The sequence below is a fragment of the Streptococcus sp. A25 genome, assembly GCF_043674095.1.
GTDB lineage: Bacteria > Bacillota > Bacilli > Lactobacillales > Streptococcaceae > Streptococcus > Streptococcus suis_V.
This window is the reverse complement of record NZ_JBIMJO010000002.1, coordinates 65619-86133: the sequence shown is the minus strand read 5'-3', so window position 1 is coordinate 86133 and position 20515 is coordinate 65619. Positions and strand designations below refer to the sequence as shown.

The 20515-nt window shown below is 41.6% G+C and carries 22 protein-coding genes; 7 read left to right on the top strand and 15 right to left on the bottom strand.

The genetic code is table 11. The features are described from left to right. Positions 1 to 80 precede the first annotated feature (80 nt). The 5 genes from ACHBID_RS01310 to ACHBID_RS01290 all read left to right on the top strand — a co-directional run bounded on the left by ACHBID_RS01310 (position 81) and on the right by ACHBID_RS01290 (position 5234). Positions 81 to 413: a putative DNA-binding protein gene (locus ACHBID_RS01310; RefSeq protein WP_105110178.1), complete on the top strand. Its 333-nt coding sequence runs from the start codon at positions 81 to 83 to the stop codon at positions 411 to 413. An 11-nt stretch (positions 414 to 424) separates the two neighbouring features. Further along, a complete protein-coding gene (gene ffh, locus ACHBID_RS01305; RefSeq protein WP_105137850.1) occupies positions 425 to 1993 on the top strand; it encodes a signal recognition particle protein in 1569 nt (522 codons plus the stop codon). 30 nt (positions 1994 to 2023) lie between these two features. Then, complete coding sequence (locus ACHBID_RS01300; protein ID WP_105160924.1) at positions 2024 to 3475, top strand: alpha-amylase; 1452 nt, start codon at positions 2024 to 2026, stop codon at positions 3473 to 3475. A gap of 217 nt (positions 3476 to 3692) precedes the next feature. Continuing rightward, positions 3693 to 4340 (top strand): glycoside hydrolase family 73 protein, encoded by a 648-nt coding sequence (locus ACHBID_RS01295; protein ID WP_105160925.1) that lies wholly within the window; start codon positions 3693 to 3695, stop codon positions 4338 to 4340. Between the two features lie 237 nt (positions 4341 to 4577). Beyond that, positions 4578 to 5234 carry a SatD family protein gene (locus ACHBID_RS01290; protein WP_394734385.1) on the top strand — a complete coding sequence of 219 codons (657 nt, stop codon included), beginning with the start codon at positions 4578 to 4580 and terminating at the stop codon, positions 5232 to 5234. A 40-nt stretch (positions 5235 to 5274) separates the two neighbouring features. Here the strand turns inward: ACHBID_RS01290 and ACHBID_RS01285 are convergent, their stop codons facing one another. Next, positions 5275 to 5709: a GNAT family N-acetyltransferase gene (locus tag ACHBID_RS01285; protein WP_394731439.1), complete on the bottom strand. Its 435-nt coding sequence runs from the start codon at positions 5707 to 5709 to the stop codon at positions 5275 to 5277. A 350-nt stretch (positions 5710 to 6059) separates the two neighbouring features. Here ACHBID_RS01285 and xerS point away from each other — a divergent pair, with 350 nt between their 5' ends. Further along, entirely contained in the window at positions 6060 to 7130 is a 1071-nt protein-coding gene (xerS, locus tag ACHBID_RS01280) for a tyrosine recombinase XerS (RefSeq protein ID WP_105110182.1), read from the top strand. A gap of 94 nt (positions 7131 to 7224) precedes the next feature. Further along, entirely contained in the window at positions 7225 to 7848 is a 624-nt protein-coding gene (locus ACHBID_RS01275) for a YitT family protein (protein ID WP_105123301.1), read from the top strand. Between the two features lie 98 nt (positions 7849 to 7946). Here ACHBID_RS01275 and ACHBID_RS01270 read toward each other — a convergent pair whose 3' ends face one another. The 14 genes from ACHBID_RS01270 to ACHBID_RS01205 form a co-directional block, all read right to left on the bottom strand. Then, positions 7947 to 9239 carry a hypothetical protein gene (locus tag ACHBID_RS01270; protein ID WP_394731438.1) on the bottom strand — a complete coding sequence of 431 codons (1293 nt, stop codon included), beginning with the start codon at positions 9237 to 9239 and terminating at the stop codon, positions 7947 to 7949. Positions 9240 to 9406: 167 nt separating this feature from the next. Next, the gene (locus tag ACHBID_RS01265; protein ID WP_394731437.1) at positions 9407 to 10912 is read right to left on the bottom strand and encodes a phosphomannomutase/phosphoglucomutase; all 1506 of its coding nucleotides are present in this window, start codon (positions 10910 to 10912) and stop codon (positions 9407 to 9409) included. Positions 10913 to 10972: 60 nt separating this feature from the next. Continuing rightward, the gene (locus ACHBID_RS01260) at positions 10973 to 11914 is read right to left on the bottom strand and encodes a sensor histidine kinase (protein ID WP_394731436.1); all 942 of its coding nucleotides are present in this window, start codon (positions 11912 to 11914) and stop codon (positions 10973 to 10975) included. After that, positions 11911 to 12579: a response regulator transcription factor gene (locus ACHBID_RS01255; protein ID WP_024381849.1), complete on the bottom strand. Its 669-nt coding sequence runs from the start codon at positions 12577 to 12579 to the stop codon at positions 11911 to 11913. The genes ACHBID_RS01260 and ACHBID_RS01255 overlap by 4 nt, the downstream gene beginning before the upstream one ends. 38 nt (positions 12580 to 12617) lie before the next feature. Then, positions 12618 to 12875, bottom strand: coding sequence for a type II toxin-antitoxin system RelE/ParE family toxin (locus tag ACHBID_RS01250; RefSeq protein WP_024404678.1), 258 nt, complete (start codon positions 12873 to 12875; stop codon positions 12618 to 12620). Then, a complete protein-coding gene (gene relB, locus ACHBID_RS01245; protein WP_024411326.1) occupies positions 12865 to 13104 on the bottom strand; it encodes a type II toxin-antitoxin system RelB family antitoxin in 240 nt (79 codons plus the stop codon). The genes ACHBID_RS01250 and relB overlap by 11 nt, the downstream gene beginning before the upstream one ends. A 90-nt stretch (positions 13105 to 13194) precedes the next feature. Beyond that, entirely contained in the window at positions 13195 to 15165 is a 1971-nt protein-coding gene (locus ACHBID_RS01240) for an ABC transporter permease (RefSeq protein ID WP_394731435.1), read from the bottom strand. Then, a complete protein-coding gene (locus ACHBID_RS01235) occupies positions 15166 to 15918 on the bottom strand; it encodes an ABC transporter ATP-binding protein (protein ID WP_024410062.1) in 753 nt (250 codons plus the stop codon). An 8-nt stretch (positions 15919 to 15926) separates the two neighbouring features. Further along, entirely contained in the window at positions 15927 to 16316 is a 390-nt protein-coding gene (locus tag ACHBID_RS01230) for a NisI/SpaI family lantibiotic immunity lipoprotein (protein WP_105144601.1), read from the bottom strand. 12 nt (positions 16317 to 16328) lie between these two features. Beyond that, positions 16329 to 16469: a hypothetical protein gene (locus ACHBID_RS01225; protein WP_105144602.1), complete on the bottom strand. Its 141-nt coding sequence runs from the start codon at positions 16467 to 16469 to the stop codon at positions 16329 to 16331. Positions 16470 to 16606: 137 nt separating this feature from the next. Further along, positions 16607 to 17773, bottom strand: coding sequence for an acetyl-CoA carboxylase biotin carboxylase subunit family protein (locus tag ACHBID_RS01220; protein WP_394731434.1), 1167 nt, complete (start codon positions 17771 to 17773; stop codon positions 16607 to 16609). 19 nt (positions 17774 to 17792) lie between these two features. Further along, a complete protein-coding gene (locus ACHBID_RS01215) occupies positions 17793 to 18539 on the bottom strand; it encodes an esterase family protein (protein WP_394731433.1) in 747 nt (248 codons plus the stop codon). Positions 18540 to 18566: 27 nt separating this feature from the next. Continuing rightward, positions 18567 to 19391 carry an alpha/beta hydrolase gene (locus tag ACHBID_RS01210; RefSeq protein WP_394731432.1) on the bottom strand — a complete coding sequence of 275 codons (825 nt, stop codon included), beginning with the start codon at positions 19389 to 19391 and terminating at the stop codon, positions 18567 to 18569. 91 nt (positions 19392 to 19482) lie between these two features. Then, positions 19483 to 20511: a DNA glycosylase AlkZ-like family protein gene (locus tag ACHBID_RS01205; protein WP_394731431.1), complete on the bottom strand. Its 1029-nt coding sequence runs from the start codon at positions 20509 to 20511 to the stop codon at positions 19483 to 19485. Positions 20512 to 20515: the final 4 nt, after the last annotated feature.

Here is a 20515-nt window from a genome sequence, read left to right as displayed (position 1 = left end):
TGCAAACAAATGATCCGTTTTCCCACTAGAAACGGATTTTCTTATTTATTAACGCTAGAATTTTTGATATAATAAAGTTTATGGAAATTGAAAAAACCAATCGAATGAATGCCTTATTTGAATTCTACGCTGCCTTATTGACGGACAAGCAAATGAACTATATCGAGCTATATTATGCGGATGATTATAGTTTAGCAGAGATAGCTGAGGAATTTCAGGTGAGCCGTCAGGCGGTTTATGATAACATCAAACGAACCGAAAAATTGCTAGAGGACTACGAAATGAAGTTGCACATGTACTCGGACTATGTTGTGCGCAGCCAAATTTTCGATGAGATTTTGGAAAAATATCCAGAAGATGCGTTTTTGCATGAAAAAATCTCTGTCCTAACCAGCATTGATAATCGAGATTAAAAGGAGAACACATGGCTTTTGAAAATTTAACCCAGCGTTTGCAGAACGTATTTAAAAATCTGCGTGGAAAAGGAAAAATCAGCGAGAGCGACATTCAAGAAGCGACCAAGGAAATCCGTTTGGCCTTGCTTGAGGCGGACGTAGCCTTGCCAGTCGTCAAAGATTTTATCAAGAAGGTGCGTGAGCGTGCCATTGGCCACGAAGTCATCGATACCCTCAATCCAGCTCAACAAATCATCAAGATTGTCGACGAAGAATTGACGGCGGTTCTGGGTTCGGAAACGGCTGAGATTATCAAATCACCGAAAATTCCAACCGTTATCATGATGGCTGGTCTCCAAGGTGCTGGTAAAACGACCTTTACCGGTAAATTGGCCAACAAACTCAAGCAAGAGGAGAATGCGCGTCCTCTCTTGATTGCGGCGGATATTTACCGTCCAGCGGCCATTGACCAGTTGAAAACGCTAGGGCAACAAATTGACGTTCCTGTCTTTGAATTGGGCAACCAAGTTCCTGCCCTTGAAATTGTGCGCCAAGGTTTGGAACAAGCCAAAGCCAACCACAATGACTATGTCCTCATCGATACGGCCGGTCGTTTGCAGATTGACCAAGCCCTGATGGCGGAATTGCGCGATATTAAAGACTTTGTCCAACCAAATGAAATCCTCTTGGTAGTCGATGCTATGATTGGTCAAGAGGCCGCTAATGTTGCCAAGGAATTTAATGACCAGTTGGCGATCACTGGTGTGATTTTGACCAAGATTGACGGTGATACGCGTGGTGGTGCGGCGCTTTCTGTTCGTCACATTACTGGCCAACCTATCAAATTCACTGGTACTGGTGAGAAGATCACAGACATCGAAACCTTCCATCCAGACCGTATGTCATCTCGTATTCTCGGTATGGGGGATATGTTGACGCTGATTGAAAAGGCCAGCAAGGAGTACGACGAGAAGAAATCATTGGAACTGGCGGAAAAAATGCGCGAGAACACCTTTGATTTCAACGATTTCATTGACCAGCTCGACCAAGTACAAAGCATGGGACCGATGGAAGACTTGCTCAAAATGCTTCCTGGTATGTCAACCAATCCAGCTCTGGCAAATCTAAAGGTTGATCAAAAACAGATTGCTCGTAAGCGTGCCATTGTGTCCTCAATGACGCCTGAAGAACGAGAAAATCCGGATTTATTAACTCCGAGCCGTCGCCGTCGGATTGCGGAAGGTTCAGGGAATAGCTTTGTCGAAGTCAATAAATTTATCAAGGATTTCAACCAAGCAAAATCCCTCATGCAAGGCATGATGTCTGGTGACATGAGCAAAATGATGAAACAGATGGGTATTAACCCTAATAATCTTCCGAAAAATATGCCAAACAATATGGATATGTCTGCCTTAGAAGATATGATGGGTGGTAGCGGAATGCCCGATATGAGCCAACTGATGGGCGGGGCTGGTATGCCTGACATGTCATCCATGTTTGGTGGTGGGCTCAAAGGCAAGATTGGAAAATTTGCCATGGAGCAGGCCATGAAACGTCAAGTCAACAAGATGAAAAAAGCTAAGAAAAAGCGTAAATAATTCGTTCTCCACAAATAGAAAGAAGATTTGATGACACGTTCTACATTAATGCAATACTTTGAATGGTATCTGCCTGCTGATCACGACCATTGGAATCGGCTAAAAAATGACGCTCCGCATCTGAAAGAATTAGGAATTAGCCATGTTTGGACGCCACCTGCCTTTAAAGCGACAGGACCAGATGACGTCGGCTATGGGATTTATGATCTGTTTGATTTGGGAGAATTCGACCAAAAAGGCACCATTCCAACCAAATACGGAACAAAAGATGAGTATCTAGCTGCTATTCATGCTCTCAACGAACAAGGGATAGCAGTGATTGCGGATATTGTCCTCAACCACAAGGCTGGTGGAGACTACCAAGAAAGCTTCCAAGTTCGTCGGATGAACCCTGATAATCGGCAAGAAAGTCTTTCTGAGCCCTATGAAATCAAGGGTTATACTGGTTATGATTTCCAAGGTCGTAACGATGTCTACAATGATTTTAAGTGGCATTGGTACCATTTCACAGGGCTTGATTTTGATGCCGCCCACAATGAAACGGGCATTTATCAAATCGTAGGAGAGAACAAGGGCTGGGCCAATCAAGATCAGGTCGACGGAGAGCACGGGAACTACGATTACCTGATGTTCAATGACATTGATTTCAAACACCCAGAAGTAGTAGAGCATCTCAAAGATTGGGTAAAATGGTTTATCGAAACAACTCAGGTTGATGGCTTTCGGATTGACGCTGCCAAGCATATTGGGGAAGATTTTATCGCTTCCTTTATGGAATTTATCCGACAAGAAGTTAAACCTGACCTGTATGCTTTCGCAGAATATTGGAAAGACAGTGAAGTAGATAGTCAAAGTTATATCGACGGTACAGATTACCAACTTGACTTGGTGGATGTTCCGCTTCACATGAATTTCTTTCAGGCGGGTGATGAAGGGCAATCTTTCGATTTACGGACCATTTTTGATGGTAGCTTGGTGCAAACAAAGCCTGATTTTGCTGTTACATTTGTCGAAAACCATGATACACAACGTGGACAGGCGCTAGAATCAACAGTTGCAGATTGGTTTAAACCAGCTGCTTACGCCTTGATTTTGCTACGTCAACAAGGATTGCCAACCTTATTCTACGGTGATTATTACGGCATTTCAGGTGAATTTGGACAAGCTGCCTTCAATGAGATCTTGGATAAATTACTTGCTATCCGTCAGCATCATACCTACGGTCCACAGATTGATTATCTCGATCATCCAAATTGTATTGGTTGGGTTTGCCAAGGGGATAATGAGCATCCTAAAGGTCTAGCCTGCGTTATCAGCAATGCAGATGAAGGATACAAAGACATGGATATGGGAACTTTAAATGCTGGAAAAGTATTTGTAGATGCAACCGGTCATCGACAAGACACCGTTCAATTAGATGAAAATGGATGGGGGCGTTTCTATGTCAATCCAGGCTCGGTTTCCGTATGGGTAGAAGAATAACTAACAATTAAGTTTACATAACAAATATTATGCAAACTTTTTTGTAATATAAAATTAACAAAGTAATAAAGTAAACTATCTTGAGTATTAATGTCTGAAAATTGTATAATGATTACCATTAAACTATGAAAAAGGATTTAGGTATTATGCAGTATTCAAGAAGTCAATATTTTCAATCAATGAAAAAACATCCTCTCTCAATATTACTGGCAGTGGTATGGTCTTTTTAACGATTAGTTTATTTGTATTTTGGAATAAGACGATTCGACAGGCTGAAGCTACAGAATATGTAGTGGCAGATTATAGACAACAATTCATCAATACAATTGCACCATCTGCGCAGCAATTAGCCAACACCTATGATTTGTATCCATCTGTCATGATTGCACAGGCTATACATGAATCTAATTATGGACAATCTGGGTTATCAATTTCCCCGTACAATAACATATTTGGTATCAAGGGAGCATACAATGGACAATCTGTATCCCTTCAAACATGGGAAGATGATGGATATGGAAATACCTATGATATCGTTGATTATTTTCGTACTTATCCAAGTTATTATGAGTCTTTAGCTGATTACGTAAATATTGTTCGCCAACCTCGCTTTAACAGTTTTTGGCGTTCCAACACCAGTAGCTACTTGGATGCTACTAATGCTTTAACTGGTACATACGCAACAGATACAGCCTACGCTGAAAAACTTAATGATATCATTGAACTTCATGGATTGACACAATACGATGGATATTATATTAATGAGAATGTTTCGTCAGTAGCTAATTTAATTTGGAATCCATATCGCGCACAATATACAACTCAAGAGACTCTAAATCTTGATATCGCCTGGGCAAATCGCTAGAATCTTCCATTCATCTATATTTATCCGTACCACAATGAACTAATTAACTAAACCCAGCTAGACTGATTATTCCATTTAGCTGGGTTTTAATATGTAAAATGTAAAAAAGTCAGGGAAGTGCTAGTATAGTTTCTTTCAGTCTTGATAGAAGTTTAGTAATGACCTAGTTACATAATAAATATTTTAAATAATTCTATTATAATGGACATTTTTATATTTTTCCATTAAAATAGAATGATGAATAAAATGATGATGATTACTGGCCAGATTACACCTTTATCAAGCCAATCACAAACAGAAATAAACATTCTCACGATTATTAGTCGTCTAAATCAGGTTTATGCTAGTCAATTATTGACTGATTTTACTCTCCATAGAGGTGGACTGCTAGAGGCTCAAGTCAAACCCAACGCGGATTTATTGCAAATTCTTGATTATTTACATCTGTCTCTGGCCGAAGGTTATCAGTTGCAAATAGGAATTGGTTTGGGTGAGCTGGATGATGCAGTGCAGAAAACCAGCATTTTCTCAAGCAATTCTCAAGCTCAGCATGAGGCTGAGAAAGCCCTAACTTTAGTCCAGACACAAGACGATTACGGAAGTAGAGCCAACGGATTTTCTTCCGACTATCCCCATATTGACAAGGTCATTAACAGTCTTTTAGCGACCAGCGATTTTATGCGAGATCGGTGGAGTCATTCGCAAAAGCAATTCATCCTAAGATTGGTAGAGACTGGCATTTATTCTGAACATTTTAAGCAAAAATCACTAGCTCAGAAACTGAAACTCAGTCAAAGTGCCTTTACAAAACGGGTCAAATCAACAGGCATCAAGGTCTATCTCCGTAATCAAGAAACGGCTATGGAGTTAATGATGCAGTTATCAAATAAATAAAAAATAGTTTACATAATATTTAATATGCAAATTTTGGATTTTATAAATTCAAACGAAATACGATTTCATCTCCGTCAGCATCACCTGTTTCCACAAATCCAAGGAATCCATATCGTTTTCTTGCTAAATCATTGTTTTCAAGGATACATAATTCAACGGCTGAAAAACGTTTTTCTCTACGAATATTGTCTAAAAATTGATTCATAGTTTGTCGACCATAGCCCTGAACCTGGTAATGTTTATCAATGAAAAATTCTGATAGGTGATAGGCTTGGACTTGAGGTAAATCGTGATACATGATTAAACCGACAGGCAATTGATGGTCATAAATCAAATAAGCCTGGCTATTAAATTCACGGTAGGCAAAAGCTTGAGCCAGCGTGGTCATCTTATCAGCAACAAAGCCTGTCTGTGAATGAAAAATGGAAAGCGGAATTCGCCAGTTGTCAGGATTAATAGGTATGAAATTTAGCATAAATTTAACCACTGAAAAAATTTCCAGTTTTCTAGTTAATAAAGTACATTTTTATGGAAAAATAAGGGTATCTAGAAATTCCAGTTTAGCCTTGAATTAAGTACATTTTTAGCTGATTTTTCCTAAAAAAAAATTTTTTGGTTATAAAATAGAAAATCTATATAACATCTTTCCGAAAAACTATAATTTTCTTGAAACTTATATAAAACTATGGTATACTACTGGTATGATAACTAGAAAAAATTTTTGCCGAAAATATGTACTTTATAATTTCGAAATAAATGCGAAGGCTGTGAATTCTTCCAAAATACAATCCTTAATTTTAAATAAAATATCTCGGAGAAATCATCATGCGTCGTGAATTATTATTGGAAAAAATTGAGGAATTGAAAGAAATCATGCCTTGGTATGTCTTGGATTATTACCAATCCAAGTTGGCGGTTCCCTATAGTTTTACAACCCTTTATGAATACCTCAAAGAATATCGTCGTTTTTTTGAGTGGTTACAGGATTCAGATTTGGTATCTGTGGAACGGATTGCTGACATTCCGTTGGATATTCTGGAACATTTGACCAAAAAAGATATGGAAGCCTTCATTCTTTATCTGCGGGAGCGCCCCTTGCTGAACGCCAATACCACGCAGAATGGTGTGTCGCAGACCACCATTAACCGCACTCTGTCGGCACTTTCTAGTCTCTTCAAGTATTTAACCGAAGAAGTGGAAAATGATCAGGGTGAGCCCTACTTCTACCGTAATGTCATGAAAAAGGTGTCGACCAAGAAGAAAAAAGAAACCTTGGCTGCCCGGGCGGAAAATATCAAGCAGAAACTCTTTTTGGGCGACGAGACCATGGAATTTCTGGAATACGTGGACACAGAATACGAAAATAAACTCTCCAACCGTGCAAAATCTTCTTTCCGAAAAAATAAGGAGCGTGATTTAGCCATTCTTGCCCTGCTCTTGGCCTCTGGCGTCCGTCTGTCTGAGGCCGTCAATTTGGACCTCAAGGATGTTAATCTGAAATTGATGATTATCGAAGTCACTCGAAAAGGTGGTAAACGGGATTCTGTTAATATTGCTGGCTTTGCCAAGCCCTATCTGGAAGCCTATATGACCATCCGGCAGCAACGCTACAAGGCAGAAAAGACTGACGTCGCATTCTTTCTTTCCGAATATCGTGGGATACCCAATCGCATGGATGCCTCTTCTATTGAAAAAATGGTTGCCAAGTATTCGGCTGATTTCAAAATTCGTGTAACGCCCCACAAACTCCGCCACACACTTGCGACCAGACTCTATGATGCAACCAAGTCGCAGGTCTTGGTCAGCCATCAACTGGGGCATGCCAATACGCAAGTTACTGATTTGTATACCCATATTGTCAATGATGAGCAAAAAAATGCATTGGACAAACTATGATTTACATAATTTGTTTTATGCAAAAGTCAATAACAAATCTACTAATTAGTGAGTTAATGCTTGATTTTTGTCGATATTGTATTAAAATATAATTATGAAAATCGTAAAATTTGTTATTGGAATCACAATCATGGCCATTGCTGTTGCCATGTCAAAAATATCCCTGCTCGGCACGTCGCCAATTGCTGCTGTGCCCAACGTCGTCTCAGAATCTATGGGTTCATCCATCGGTCTGAACACGGCGCTCTTCTTAGCCCTGCTAGTTGTTATTCAGCTCGTCTTGGCTAGTCCAAAGAAGATGAGCGAGGCAATTCCTTACCTCATTCAGTTAATACCCGGAACCTTGTTTGGCTTGTTTATTAACTTTTTCTACGGTCTGCTCGCTCCAATCTTGTCCAGTAAATCTTATCCAGTCCAGTTGATTGTCTTGATTATCTCTGTCTTTATCTTGGCAATCGGTGTCATTGTTGAGGTCAATGCGGATACGATTGTCATGCCGGGCGAAGGGTTGCCCAAAACAATTGCCCAAGTGACCAATAAACCATTTTCTAGCGTCAAATTGGCCTGTGATATTGGAATGGTTGTAACAGCGCTTCTTCTCTCTTTCCTCTTTGGTAATCCATTTCTAGGAATTCGCGAAGGAACAATTATTGCCATGCTCTTCACTGGACCAATTATCTCGCTCTTGCAACAACTTGCTTTCAGAAGAAAAAAATGAGGTTGTACTTCCAATCTCATTTTTCTATGCCAATTTTCTAATCGGAATTTACTACTAAAAACGAGACCAAGAAATCCTAGTCTCGTTTAGCTTCATTCTTAAAATCGTTTTTCAACAGTTTCATCGCTGAAGGCTTTGCTATTGTTGCCCAGTGCAGCGACTTTACCATCCACTGCGACTTGGTCTAAACGACCGCCTTCTTCCATAGTGACAGTTGTAACATTATCACCGTGGCTAAGGATAGAGCCTTTGACATGAAGTTTATGAAGGTAACCGCCATCTTTGATAGAAAAGGCATGGGCTGGAAGATCCACGTTGACACCTTTTACAAGAGATTGGCCAACACCACCGTGGGTTGTAATATCGCCTTCAATATGCAGTTCACCGACTTCTTTGGAAATTTGAATACCAACAGCACCGTCATTGTAGGTATTGATTTCAGCAAAATGACCGACTTTCAAGGTACCATCGTATTGATTGTAGGCGCGAGCTCCGACACCGTAGGTAGAAATGGCTTTTTTCGCTTGGAAATCATTGACTTTACCGAAGTTTACGAAACCAACACCAGATTGACCGTAGGAAATCACTTCATCTTCTACGACCCATTTATCAACAGTTCCCCAAGCATCCAAGACCATGTCATTGACGCCGTAAGTAACGGTTTTACCGAGCTGATACAATTCGTGAACATGGGCACCATAGACAACAAAGACACCACCGGTGATGAAATCTGCCGCACCTTGAGGAAGGAGACCAGTAGAATAAACTGAACCCAAGACCATTTTATCCATCGCAACTTGACCACCAGCATCATTGAAACCTGAAATAAAGACACCAGATCCGATGACAGGTTGACCGTCTTGACCGATGTTCAATTCACTGATAGCTGCTGTAATCTTACTGTTAGCATCGGGGTTAAAATTGTAAAGGGTATAAGCACCTTGCAGGACGTTTACGCCATATTTTTGTGGTTGCTCAAGGTAGGTGCGCGTATCTGCTTTGCGAACCAAGACGTTGTGTGTGTCGACATGTGCAGTCATGGTTGGTGCACGGAAAATCATTGAAATTTGACCGTCCACGATCAAGTTTTCAAGTGAAATCTGACCAAAGTTGTCACGAACTTGTTGTGGCACAAGTGAAATAGCTTTCTTATCTTGAAGAGCTGAGATTGTTAAATCAGAAATCTTAGCATCACCTTTCAAGATAAAACCATCAGAATGTGAAAAGAATACAGTTGGCAGAACGCCATTTTCTTGTGCTTGACCTTTGATGTCGATACCAGCTGGAAGATAGATGGAACTTGCAAAAGTCATGGTACGTGTGATAACAATTTCTTTTTCATTATTGTCCAAAGCGTTAATTAATTGAGTAGGATTTGAAACGAGTGTCATGTTAAGTACCTCACTTTCTTTCTGTAAGTCTATTTTATCACTAATTATTGATAAGTCAAGCATTTTGTGTGAAAATTTAAGAAAAAATCTTGTAAATGTTTTCAAAACTGCTTAAAACTAGCCAGAAAAACACCAAAAAGCCAACCAAGTGGCTGACTTTCATCTAATTATGCTAATTCTTTTAATTTGGTCTGATTAACAGCTGGATAGCCGTCCAAGAATTCAGACAAACGTTTCAAAATGCTCGGCATATAACCTGATTGGTCGTTTTCAATTTGAAGGACCAGGAGCGGTTCGTGGAGACTCATGCGGAGAAGGAACCAGCCGTCTCCATAAGGGTCTGTTACATCAAAGCGCACTCCTTCTTCATTCTCTGGATTGAAAATAAAACCGGCAATGGATGTCGCTTGCAAGTCGGCAATGACTTGCTCACCTAGCGCGCGATAATCTTCAACCTCCAACTTAAAGCGCACTTCCTGCGTTTCTAAAGGTTGTTTCAGCTGTGCAATCAAATCATCCAGGGACTTGCCGTCCTTTTGCAACTGAGGCAGAAGCATGAGAATTTTGGCAGCCACATAGGTACCATCATCCAAGAAATAATTTTCCTTAAAGGCTGCATGACCTGACGTCTCGATAGCCAATTGACAATCTACACCAGCTTGGTTGGCAGCAATGGCGCGATTGATCACATTACGATAACCTGAAATATAGCGAATTTGCTTGCCACCCAGACTTTCGATAAAATCTTTTAGGTGTTCTGAGGTTGGGGAATTGGTCACAATACTCGTACCCGGATGCTCGGACAAGGTAATTTGAGCCAAGACAGCAATTAGATTGTTACGGTTGAGAATTTGTCCTGACTTGGTAACCAAGGCAGCGCGGTCCACATCTGTATCAAATATAATGCCTAAGTCGGCACCTTGTTTAAGTACTGCTTGACGAATACTTTCCATGGCCTCTTTGTTGTCGGGATTTGGGACATGATTAGGGAAGGTGCCGTTCGGTTCTAAAAACTGTGAACCCGTTGTATCAGCTCCCAGCTCGGCCAAAACTTTTTCCGCAAAGAAACCGCCTGCACCATTTCCAGCATCGATGATGATATTGAGTCCGGTCAATGGCTTGTCTTGACCATCGCAGGCTGTACGAATTTTATCAACCAAATCTTGGGCATAAGGCGTAATCAGATCCGCATGGGTCAGACTTCCCAGACTTAAGGCTGGGAATGCCTCTGTATGCGACAAGATATAGTCAATATCCTCGTGTTCCGCTCCGCCATTTTGCGAAAAAATCTTGAGACCATTAAAATAATAAGGCAGATGGCTGGCAGTAATCATCACCCCTGCGTGGCAGGCAAACTGCGGATACTGGGTGCTCATGAAGAGAGCTGGCGTTGTGGCCATACCAAAGTCAATCACCTGAACCCCCAGACCAACAGCTTCTTCGATAAAAGCATCTGCCAAATCTGGACCGCTCAGACGGCTATCACGACCAATACCAATGGTCAATTTTCCTTCTTTATAGAGAGTGGACAATTCCTGATTTTGGGTCAGCCAATGAATCAACCCTCTAACAATTTCCTTGGTTGCTTGGGGCGTCAATTTAACAGCATATTCGTCAGTAGCAATGGCAATCCCGCGAATGTCGGATCCATTTTGCAAAACATGATGAGACATAAAAAACCTCCAATGAAATACTATCCTTAGTATAGCACTTTTGGAGGCGGTTGCAAACTCTTAATCTGATTTAAATATCCGCACATTTGTCCCAACTTCAACCTGACTGTCCACATCAATATCTAATTCTAGCTGGTGCAAGACGCGCTTGGTGAGATAGAGGCCAAAACCAGTGGCTTTCTGGTGTTCACGTCCATTATAGCCCGTAAAACCTTCGTCAAAAAGGCGCGGAATATCCTCTGGTAAAATGCCTAATCCTGTATCAGAAATCGTGATTCCCTTGTCCAAGGCAATGGTCACTGAACCACCTGTTTTGTTATATTTCAGGGCATTGTCTAAGACTTGCGACAGGGCAAAACTAAGCCACTTTCTGTCGGTTTTCAGTAGCCAATTTCCATTGATGGTCACTGAAATGTCCTTTTGCAAGAACTGATTGCGGTATTTTTTGACCAAATCTACCACTACTTCTCTCACTTCCACCTGCTCAAAGCGAAAATCGCTGGCATGGTTGGTCAGTTTGAGGTAGTTGAGGAGATTTGCCATGTAATTATCCAAGCGTAAGAGCTGGTGATCGACATCCTGCTGGTTGAGATTGTCAGTCTGGCTCATCAAAGACAGGGCAGCCAGAGGCACTTTCATTTGGTGAGACCACATTTTAACCATAGCTTGCAGGTCTTCTTCTCGTGACTTATAGACCAAAAGCTGCTCCCGCGTCGCCTCCTTCTCCGCTTCAATCAAGTTGAGATAGGCAAGGTCCACAGGCTTATTAAGCAGGGGTAGTGCTTCTTCATGGACATAGTCTTCCAAGGCTCTCATGCGGTTGCGAAACTTCCAGAAAAGCCCTGCAGTCAGAAGGATTAAGAAGGTTAGGGACAATAGCAGAGCGTTTTGCAAGAATTCGGTGGGCAGTTGATAGAGAAAGAAAAGCAAGATAAAACTAGTAGCCAGAACAATGTAGGAGATGTAAAAACTACGGTATTCTCGGATAAATTTTGCTATCATTTGACCAGGTACCCCACGCCACGAACCGTATGAATACGTTCAAAACCGACCTCGCTCACCTTCTTACGCAATCTGGTCATGTTGACATTGAGTGTATTCTGGTCGATAAATTCTTCATTTTCCCAGAGTTTTTCCAAGAGTTCCTCCTTGCTAACAATCTGCCCTTGTCTTTCTAGCAAGGCGGACAAAATCTTGGTTTCCGTAGGTGACAATTGAACCTGTTCCGATTCGTTTGAAAATCGCCCGTCTAAACTAAGCTGGAATTGGTCGATAGACAAATCAGTTGATTTGCTGAATTGATTGACCCTACGCAAGAAGGCACCGATTTTGGCATCCAAAATTCCCAGTGAAAACGGTTTGGATACAAAATCATCGCCACCCATGTTCATAGCCATGACCGCATTCATCTCATCATCGCTAGAGGAGATAAAGATAATGGGCATGGTCATGGTTTTACGGATTTCTGTCGTCCAATAAAAACCGTTGTAATAGGGTAGGCTTATGTCCATCAGCACCAAGTCTGGTTTGATTTCTGCCACTTCCTGACTGACAGCACGGAAATTCTGCACACTTTCTACCTGATAAGATTTTCCCAAATGCTGCTTCAAGAGTTGGACAATCATCTCATCATCTTCAACAATATAAATCTTCTCTTTTTTCATCATCTTCATTCTGCAAAAGCCAGGAAACAGGTCTTGGCTTTCTATATACTTCCATTTCTCATTTTTAGACTTGTCAAAATCAATTTGTCGATTTCAATACTGACGATCACCCTGTAATTGCCGATACGATAGCGCCATTGGCCTGAACGATTGGCAGTTAAGGCTTTTCCGTATTGTCTGGGATTGTCGCACCCGTCAATATGCTTGTAAAGATACCGCAAAATCAAACTTGCAGCCGTTTTATCCATCTTTCGAATTTGCTTTTGAGCCTTAGCAGACAAAATAACCTTATAACTCAATGCCCAACTCCTCAGCCATTTGTTCTAATGTTATCGGTTCAATGCCATTCGCCAAGTCTTCTTGGTATTCTGCCCAAGCAAGGTCTGCCACACGCGCATCGTATTCGTCTTCAAGGGCTTCAAGGGTTTTAGTCCGAATGAGTTCTGACAAACTGACACCTTCAAACTTTGCCATAGCCTGCATAAAAAGCTTGTCCTGCTCAGAAACTTTCAATGTAATAGCTGCCATTTTCTCACCTTTTCTAGTATTCATTTGGTATTACCATTGTAACACCACTTCCCTGAAAAAGCAAGAAATCCCGCATAAGCGAGACTTCTTCTACCGTTCAATAATGCGATAATAGGTGCGACTAGTCCACTTGTAAATGACGAAGTAAATCAGAGCAACTGCAAGCAAAGTAATTCCGCTGACCGTATAAATCATAAGAGATGAGGTAACCCCAAAGGTCAGTAGCATTTGCTTCAGCATGACCAAGGATACCACAAAATGCACAGTTGCCATGACCAAAGGCATAAAGAAGACCAAAAGTGTTTGAGAGTTGATGGTCTTTTTGACAGCTGCTGCACTCATGCCCACTTCTTGTAAAATCTTGTAGGATTTCTTGTCCTCATGCCCTTCTGAGTACTGCTTGTAGTAGATAATCAAGGCTGCACCCAGTAGGAAACTAATGCCCAACAAGAAGCCTGTAAAGAGGAAACCGCCTGTAAAGCCCATCAGTGAATTGTTGAAATCCGTACGTTGCATAACATTTCCAAGATATTCTCCATTTTCATCGAGAATTTCATATATTTCACCAGATTGCTCTCCAAGAGAGAGTACCTCTTCATCCGTCAAATCGGTAAAGACACGGTAGTCCAGACTGACTTGATAGCCTTGCGGATTATTGGACTCATAATACTCACGAACAGTATTCAATACAGTGTCATCACTGACTACCATGACGGCGGCAATTAGCGTATTAGTAATATCAGGGAAAATAGCTGTATCAAGATTTACTACATTCTCGAAAGTACTATCTCCCAAAGTGACTTTCTCTAGCAACGGCATTTCACTTGGACGGATAAAGGCAACTTGATTGGCAGCCAGCTCTGGCAGGTCATTGCCCAACTTCCGGAAATCATCTTGGGTGACGAAGTAGGTAAAGGCTATTTTGCTAAAGTCTGGATTGGCAATGGTTTCTGGACTAATGACAATCTCCTTCCCACCGTCATAGACCAGACCAGCTTGGTAGGTCAGGTAGGACAGACTATCTTCCGCTTTTTCTGGAAAATGGCTGAGCACCGATTGCTGATAGGCACTTTCACCCTGACTTCTATCCGCAACTTTGTAGGTAATAGATGTTTCCTTTGGATAAAGACCACTTGTCATGCTTGACATGCCAGTATAAAGTGAAGTCGTTGTTGCAATGGTCACAAAGGCCATGACTACAAGTAACGTAATATTGGCCAAACCCGTTGCGTGCTGCTTCATCCGAAAAATCATCTGCGAAGTCGTAATGAAATGCTCTGGCGTATAGAAATACCGCTTGTTTTTTCGACGAGCCTTCAAATACCAAGTCATAAAGCTGATGTAGAACAGATAGGTCCCCGCAATAACAAAGAGCACAGCGATAAAGAACCGAAAGATAAGAGCTACACCTTCTGCTTTAGATGAAAGTGATAGGTAGTATCCAATACCCAGTCCCACTACACCAAGAGCAGCTAGAAGAACATTGCCTTTTGGCTCCTTCTCCCCTTTCTCACTAGCTCGGAACAAAATCAGCGGACTGGTCTTACCAATGGTCCGAATGGCTAGCAATTCCAAGAGAAAGAAGATACCAGCAAAGAGAAAGGCGGTCATGACAAAGGCCAAAGGGGCTATTCCAAAATGCAAATCACTATAATGTGTTATATTGACAAAAATCAAGTAGAGAACATTTGCAAACACACCAGCTAAGACAGAACCAAGAACCACAACTAGCAAGAAAATCATCATCAATTCTAAGCTGGCTATCAAGGCTACTTTTTTCTTGTTCATCCCCAGCATGTTATAGAGACCAAATTCTCTCGCCCGTTGTTTCATCAGGAAATTAAAACTATAAATCTCCATAATGACCGAGAAAATGGTCAGAATAACAACGCCAAGACCGATAGAAACGGCACCAGAGCCCATGGTCTCCATAACTGGACTTAGCATGAGTAAGAACATGGAACAAATCAGAGTAAATAGCACAAGACTGGCTAAAACGAATGGAGCAAAAACACCCATGGATTTTCGGATATTTTGCCCAGCAAGTTTGAGGTAAAACATCTACTCACCCCCTAAAAGTGCAGACATATTGAGCGAAATTTCCTTGGCAAAGTCTTGATTGCTCTTGCCTGCCTTGTATAGTTGATGGAAAATGCGACCGTCCTTGATAAAGAGAACCCGTTTGGCATGGCTGGCTGCGTTGGCTGAGTGGGTCACCATGAGAATGGTTTGTCCATCTAGGTTGATGTCCTCAAACAAATTCAGCAAGTCTTCCGAATTGCGGTAATCTAGGGCAGCTGTCGGTTCGTCCGCTAGGACAATCTGTGGCTGGGTAATCAAACTACGAGCAATGGCCACGCGCTGCTTTTGTCCACCAGAAAGTTCAAAGGGACGTTTTTTCAGCAAATCTTGAATGCGTAATTTTGGAGCTAAAGCTTTCAAACGTTTTTCCATTTCCTCATGGCTGGTACGTGCCAATACCAGAGGTAAAAAGATATTGTCTTGGATGGACAGGGTGTCCAAGAGATTAAAATCTTGGAAGACAAAGCCAAGATTACGCAAGCGAAAATCGGCCAGCTCGCTCTCCTTGATTTTGGTAATATCTTGATTGTTCAAAAGAACAGAGCCACGAGTTGGCTTGTCCAAGGTTGCTAGAATATTGAGCAAAGTCGTCTTACCTGAACCACTTTCCCCCATGATAGCGATAAACTCGCCCTCTTCTACCTTAAAATCCACATCTTGCAAGGCACGAGTTTCCTCTTTTGAAAAGCGCGTACGGTAAACTTTTTCTAAATGATTGATTTCTAATAACATACAAACTCCTAATTGTTTTCTTTGGATAAATCAACTTCATCAAGTAATGCTTGATAGTCGATTCGGTCTGACTCAGCAATATTATCTTCTAAATCCACCTTATAATAACCATCCTGGACACCGATGGCCCAGTCATTGCTGGATGTTACATAGAGATTATTCAAGGACACTGTCTTTTTCACTGAACCCTCTTCTTTGACAACGGGCCATTCCATAAACTTAACTTCTGTTCCTTGAATACTATCTTCGGCAACTTCCTGTTTGCTAACGGCATAGTCTTTTCCCTTGTAATGGAAAGTTTGATAGCCCTCATCAAAGCTAAGGCCTGCTGAAGAGGAAGAACAAGCAGCTAACATTATACTGCCCAAAGCCAGCAAGCCAAATATCTTCTTTCTCATCGTTTCCTCCTTCTAGTATGCCATAAATCGCATACTTTGCAAATCATGGTCTAGCTCTTCCAAGAATGTAGCTTGTTCCATGAGTTCAATCTTCTCTTTTTCTGAGAATACCTTTTCTTCTATTCTCTTTGCTTGTAGAAATTTGAATGACATATGATTTCCTTCTTTCTGTTTCTTATGAGTTTATTATAGAAAATATTACTACCTCGCTCCCTTACAGTTCTGATATGATAACTTACAGCTTTGTAAGAAAATGAAAAGACACCATTTCTGGCGTCTTACAGTTAGTTTTATTTTGTTAGACCAATGTAGGCAATCATTTCATCCAACTCTTCCTTGCTCTCTGTCACAAGGAGGTAGGCATCATTTCCTTGCAATTCTGCAAAGGCATCTGGCATGCGTTTGACGGTTTTAATCTTACCAGCGAATTTCTGATGAATATCATCTGCTGAGTGAACATAGTCTGTTGTATCACGACGTGTGGCTACCAAGCAGTATTGAGGTTCAAAACGACGTTCTTCTACTGTACCACCTGTTACGACATTGGCATAATCCTTAAACAAATCAATGGAATGTGCGTAGTTATAGGCTTCTACGGTAAATCCACCAGCCATACGGTTATTGTACTCAATGGCGATGTAGTCATCCCCTTCCTTGAAAAATTCAATATGGAAGAAACGTTCTCTCATACCAAATGCCTTGATAATAGCTCTGCCATATTCCACCAACTTAGGATCCAGCTCTTTCTCGATAAAGTAGGCATTGTCCTTCTTGGTTTGCATCAACTCAAACGGTGTGTGAGTATAGGTCAAGCCTGTTTCAAAAATAACATTGCCGTCATGGTCTAACAAACCATCATAAGTAGTGATAATACTTGAATTGACGAATTTTTCAAAGAAATAGACAGTGGTTCTATCCCAGTTTTCAATAAATCGATCAAAATCTTCTTTATTCTCGATTTTGAAGGTACCAGATGCACCAACACCATTATCTGGCTTAGCAATCATGGGGAAACCAACATTCTTCAAGGCTCTACCAAAATCACGTTCTGTTTTGACAACAACACCAGGAACGACTGGAACACCTGCTTTTTTGAAATATTTTTTCATCTCAGACTTAAATTTAGTCTTTTTCAGGTGTTTTGGCTTAGCTCCAAAGATATTAAATTGTTCACGGAGAGCCGCATCATTTTCAAGCCAATGCTCATTGTGGGATTCCACACGGTCAATAGGGCCGTGCTTGTATATCAAGAAGGCAGCTGCACGCTTGACTTCATCAATATTTTCCAAATCTTCCACACGGAAGTATTCTGTAAGGGCATGGCGGAGCTCCTCAGGCAGTTGGTCGTAGGGTTCTTGCCCGATACCTAGAACCGTAACGCCTTCTTTTTTAGCCAATTCAATGGTAAATGGTTGGAAATTTTCTGGATAAAAAGGGGAAATAACGAGATAATTCATAGGCAGTCCTTTCTAATTTTTATAGTCCGATGGAGTGAAGGAAGAATGGCATTTGCTTTCTCCACCATACCCAATCGTGAGCCACATCTGTGCCCCAAGTGTCAAACCAAGCTGGGATATTCTTCTCTTCAAATGCACGTTTCAGATTGTAGAAAGAGTCTAAACCATCTTGTTCCCAGTCACCCAATCCTGTGCAGACGATGATATCTGCTTGGCGGTATTTGTCGATAAACCAACCATCATTTTGGTTCCAGATATAGTCTGCTGGTGAATTTTGATAAACTGCATCATCATGACCATAATCATGGTTGTTGTTGAAGAAACGAGCATCATAGACACCTGAAAGGGCGATGACTTTTGTAAATACATCTGGATGCTGGAGGAAGAAATTCAGCGCGTGGTAGGCCCCCATTGAGCAACCAGTTGTCATCATACCATCAAACCAACCAGTCTTATGCTTGATAAACGGAATTGCCTCTTCAATCACATAACGCTCATAGGCACGGTGAGCCTCTGCCTTGTCATGGATGGATTTCCAATCCGCCAACCAGCTTTCTTTATCGTGACTGGTTAGAGTGAAAAATTGAACATGACCAGCCTCGATGGAACCACGGCAAGCTTCAATCATTCCAAAATCTGCGAATTCATTGTACGAACCGCCTGATGAGGCAAAAACAACTACTGGAATACCCGCGTGACCATATCTGTTCACATTCATTTCTCGACCAAGATGGCCAGACCAGTGACTTAAAAATTCTACATGCATATTCATTCTCCTAACTAATTCTTTACATTACCACTTTTCGCTTAAAAAGCGCAAGCAATCTGGCAAATAAGCTGCCCAGGCTTCCTCATTATGGACGGCACCAGAAACAACTTCCAAGGCGATATTGTCCAAATCAACGCCTCCCGCTATCAATTGACGATAGTAGGTCAGCGAGGAATTGATATAGGCCTGTTTGATATTACCTGCCATGAGGGTCTTGTCGGTATCATCTGCTTCTTCTGTTCCAACGTAGATATAAACTCGTTGATTTTTATCCAGTGCTTGTCGCTCAATATAGCGGTCAAAGGCTTCTTGATGGAGCCAGTTAGCTGATGAAAATACTCCCAGACAGCCAATTTGGTCCTGATAGGCCAATCCCATAAACTGAGTGATATTACCGCCAAGTGATGAGCCAATCATGGCTGTGTGAGCCTTGTCAGGCTTGGTGCGATAGGTTTGGTCAATGAAGGGCTTGACCACATCCATGACAAATTCAGCATACAGGGTCCCTTTCCCACCAAACTGAATACCAGGAATGCCCATCTCACTATACTTCCAAGCAGCATATTCATGCATGCGCTCCAAACCATCATTGTCTATGGCCACAATAATCATTTTTTCAATATCAGGATTTCGTTTGATAGTTGGAATCACCTTCCAGGAATGTCCTGAAAAGGCTTCTTTACTATACAAGACATTTTGTCCGTCATGAAAATAGACAACTGGGTAGGTTTTATCCACATCTTCCTCATATCCTTTTGGCAATAAAACACGGACTCGGCGTTTTCTAGCAGTAAATGGAACTTCCAATTCATGCGTTTTCATATCCAAATAAAAGTAGGACTTATTCATTGCTATCTCTTTCTAAACAGTGTTTTTAGTATTATACCACAGATTTTCTGAAATATTCAGAAAATTTAGTTATATTACGTCATTTTTCGGATTATCCGAACAATTTTTGCTCAGTTTTCAAGTGTTCCTCGTAGACTCGACGGTAACGTTCCAGTTCTTTCAGTTCACGACTGGTCAGATTTTCAAATATAGCCAATTCAATCCTGTCCTTATCACGTCGCCAGGTCGCAACCAATCGTCCCTTGTAGAAAACAACTGGTTTGACAATGCCTGTCAGCGTATAAATCTGCCGAATATGCTTGGGATCAAAGAAGGGATTGGCTTTCTTTTCGTAACCTAGCAAAAGTTGGTCAAAACCTGCAATGAAGAGGCAGTCTGGTACTTCTGCTTCTTCTAATTTTCCTAGATAGAAGCGTTCTTCCCCTGCTACTTCTATAGTTTTCAAATCCAATTGTTTCATCCAATTTAGGACCATAGATTTATTTTCCTTGAAGTAGTAACGGGCATCCGCTAAGCTGACAGGACCAAAACCTGAAAAATACCGCCGTGCGATTTCCAGCTCTGCTTTTTCCCGTGAAAGTGGCTGAAAGTCTGTCAGGCGATGAAAACGTTTGGCACCGTACTCCTGATAGACTTCCCCACGCTCGACCATGTAGCGAAAAAGGCCTCCCCAAGCGTTGAAAACCTGCTTCTCCTCTTCCTGCGTCATCTTTTCCGCACGACAGAGGATTTTCAGCTCCTCTCGGGTCATAGGGGCTTGTTCCAAGGCTTCTAGGATGAGCCGATGATACTTCTGCTTAGTTTGAGGTGAAAAATCATCGCGGCCGACGGTTTGAAGATAGTCGGTACTAGCCATCCGTCCCTCGTGGATATAGAGGGGGATTTCCGACTTGAGATAGGCATGAACCGTTCGCCGAATGGACCACTGGCGTGTCAGCTCCTCCTGCCAGCTACCCTCGTGAAAATCCTCCGCTGTCATTCGGTTACGAAATCCGACATGAACATAGGGTTGAAACTGAGCCTGTAAGCCATTGAGATTTTGGCAAATCTGCTGGACAGACTGGGGGGCTAATAAGCCCTGCTTCTGCAAGATAATCCCCTTCCAAGTATCGTGATTCATCGTG

Bases quoted from the DNA above. Each gene is read 5' to 3' on its own strand.
- ACHBID_RS01300 (WP_105160924.1), top strand. From the start codon at position 2,024: ATGACACGTTCTACATTAATGCAATACTTTGAATGGTATCTGCCTGCT.
- relB (WP_024411326.1), bottom strand. From the start codon at position 13,104: ATGGCAGCTATTACATTGAAAGTTTCTGAGCAGGACAAGCTTTTTATG.
- ACHBID_RS01285 (WP_394731439.1), bottom strand. From the start codon at position 5,709: ATGCTAAATTTCATACCTATTAATCCTGACAACTGGCGAATTCCGCTT.
- ACHBID_RS01265 (WP_394731437.1), bottom strand. From the start codon at position 10,912: ATGTCTCATCATGTTTTGCAAAATGGATCCGACATTCGCGGGATTGCC.
- ACHBID_RS01310 (WP_105110178.1), top strand. From the start codon at position 81: ATGGAAATTGAAAAAACCAATCGAATGAATGCCTTATTTGAATTCTAC.
- ACHBID_RS01290 (WP_394734385.1), top strand. From the start codon at position 4,578: ATGAATAAAATGATGATGATTACTGGCCAGATTACACCTTTATCAAGC.
- ACHBID_RS01205 (WP_394731431.1), bottom strand. From the start codon at position 20,511: ATGAATCACGATACTTGGAAGGGGATTATCTTGCAGAAGCAGGGCTTA.
- ACHBID_RS01215 (WP_394731433.1), bottom strand. From the start codon at position 18,539: ATGCATGTAGAATTTTTAAGTCACTGGTCTGGCCATCTTGGTCGAGAA.
- ACHBID_RS01255 (WP_024381849.1), bottom strand. From the start codon at position 12,579: ATGATGAAAAAAGAGAAGATTTATATTGTTGAAGATGATGAGATGATT.
- ACHBID_RS01225 (WP_105144602.1), bottom strand. From the start codon at position 16,469: ATGTCATTCAAATTTCTACAAGCAAAGAGAATAGAAGAAAAGGTATTC.
- ACHBID_RS01240 (WP_394731435.1), bottom strand. From the start codon at position 15,165: ATGTTTTACCTCAAACTTGCTGGGCAAAATATCCGAAAATCCATGGGT.
- ACHBID_RS01270 (WP_394731438.1), bottom strand. From the start codon at position 9,239: ATGACACTCGTTTCAAATCCTACTCAATTAATTAACGCTTTGGACAAT.
- ACHBID_RS01235 (WP_024410062.1), bottom strand. From the start codon at position 15,918: ATGTTATTAGAAATCAATCATTTAGAAAAAGTTTACCGTACGCGCTTT.
- ACHBID_RS01295 (WP_105160925.1), top strand. From the start codon at position 3,693: ATGGTCTTTTTAACGATTAGTTTATTTGTATTTTGGAATAAGACGATT.
- ACHBID_RS01275 (WP_105123301.1), top strand. From the start codon at position 7,225: ATGAAAATCGTAAAATTTGTTATTGGAATCACAATCATGGCCATTGCT.
- ACHBID_RS01230 (WP_105144601.1), bottom strand. From the start codon at position 16,316: ATGAGAAAGAAGATATTTGGCTTGCTGGCTTTGGGCAGTATAATGTTA.
- ACHBID_RS01260 (WP_394731436.1), bottom strand. From the start codon at position 11,914: ATGATAGCAAAATTTATCCGAGAATACCGTAGTTTTTACATCTCCTAC.
- ffh (WP_105137850.1), top strand. From the start codon at position 425: ATGGCTTTTGAAAATTTAACCCAGCGTTTGCAGAACGTATTTAAAAAT.
- ACHBID_RS01220 (WP_394731434.1), bottom strand. From the start codon at position 17,773: ATGAATTATCTCGTTATTTCCCCTTTTTATCCAGAAAATTTCCAACCA.
- ACHBID_RS01210 (WP_394731432.1), bottom strand. From the start codon at position 19,391: ATGAATAAGTCCTACTTTTATTTGGATATGAAAACGCATGAATTGGAA.
- xerS (WP_105110182.1), top strand. From the start codon at position 6,060: ATGCGTCGTGAATTATTATTGGAAAAAATTGAGGAATTGAAAGAAATC.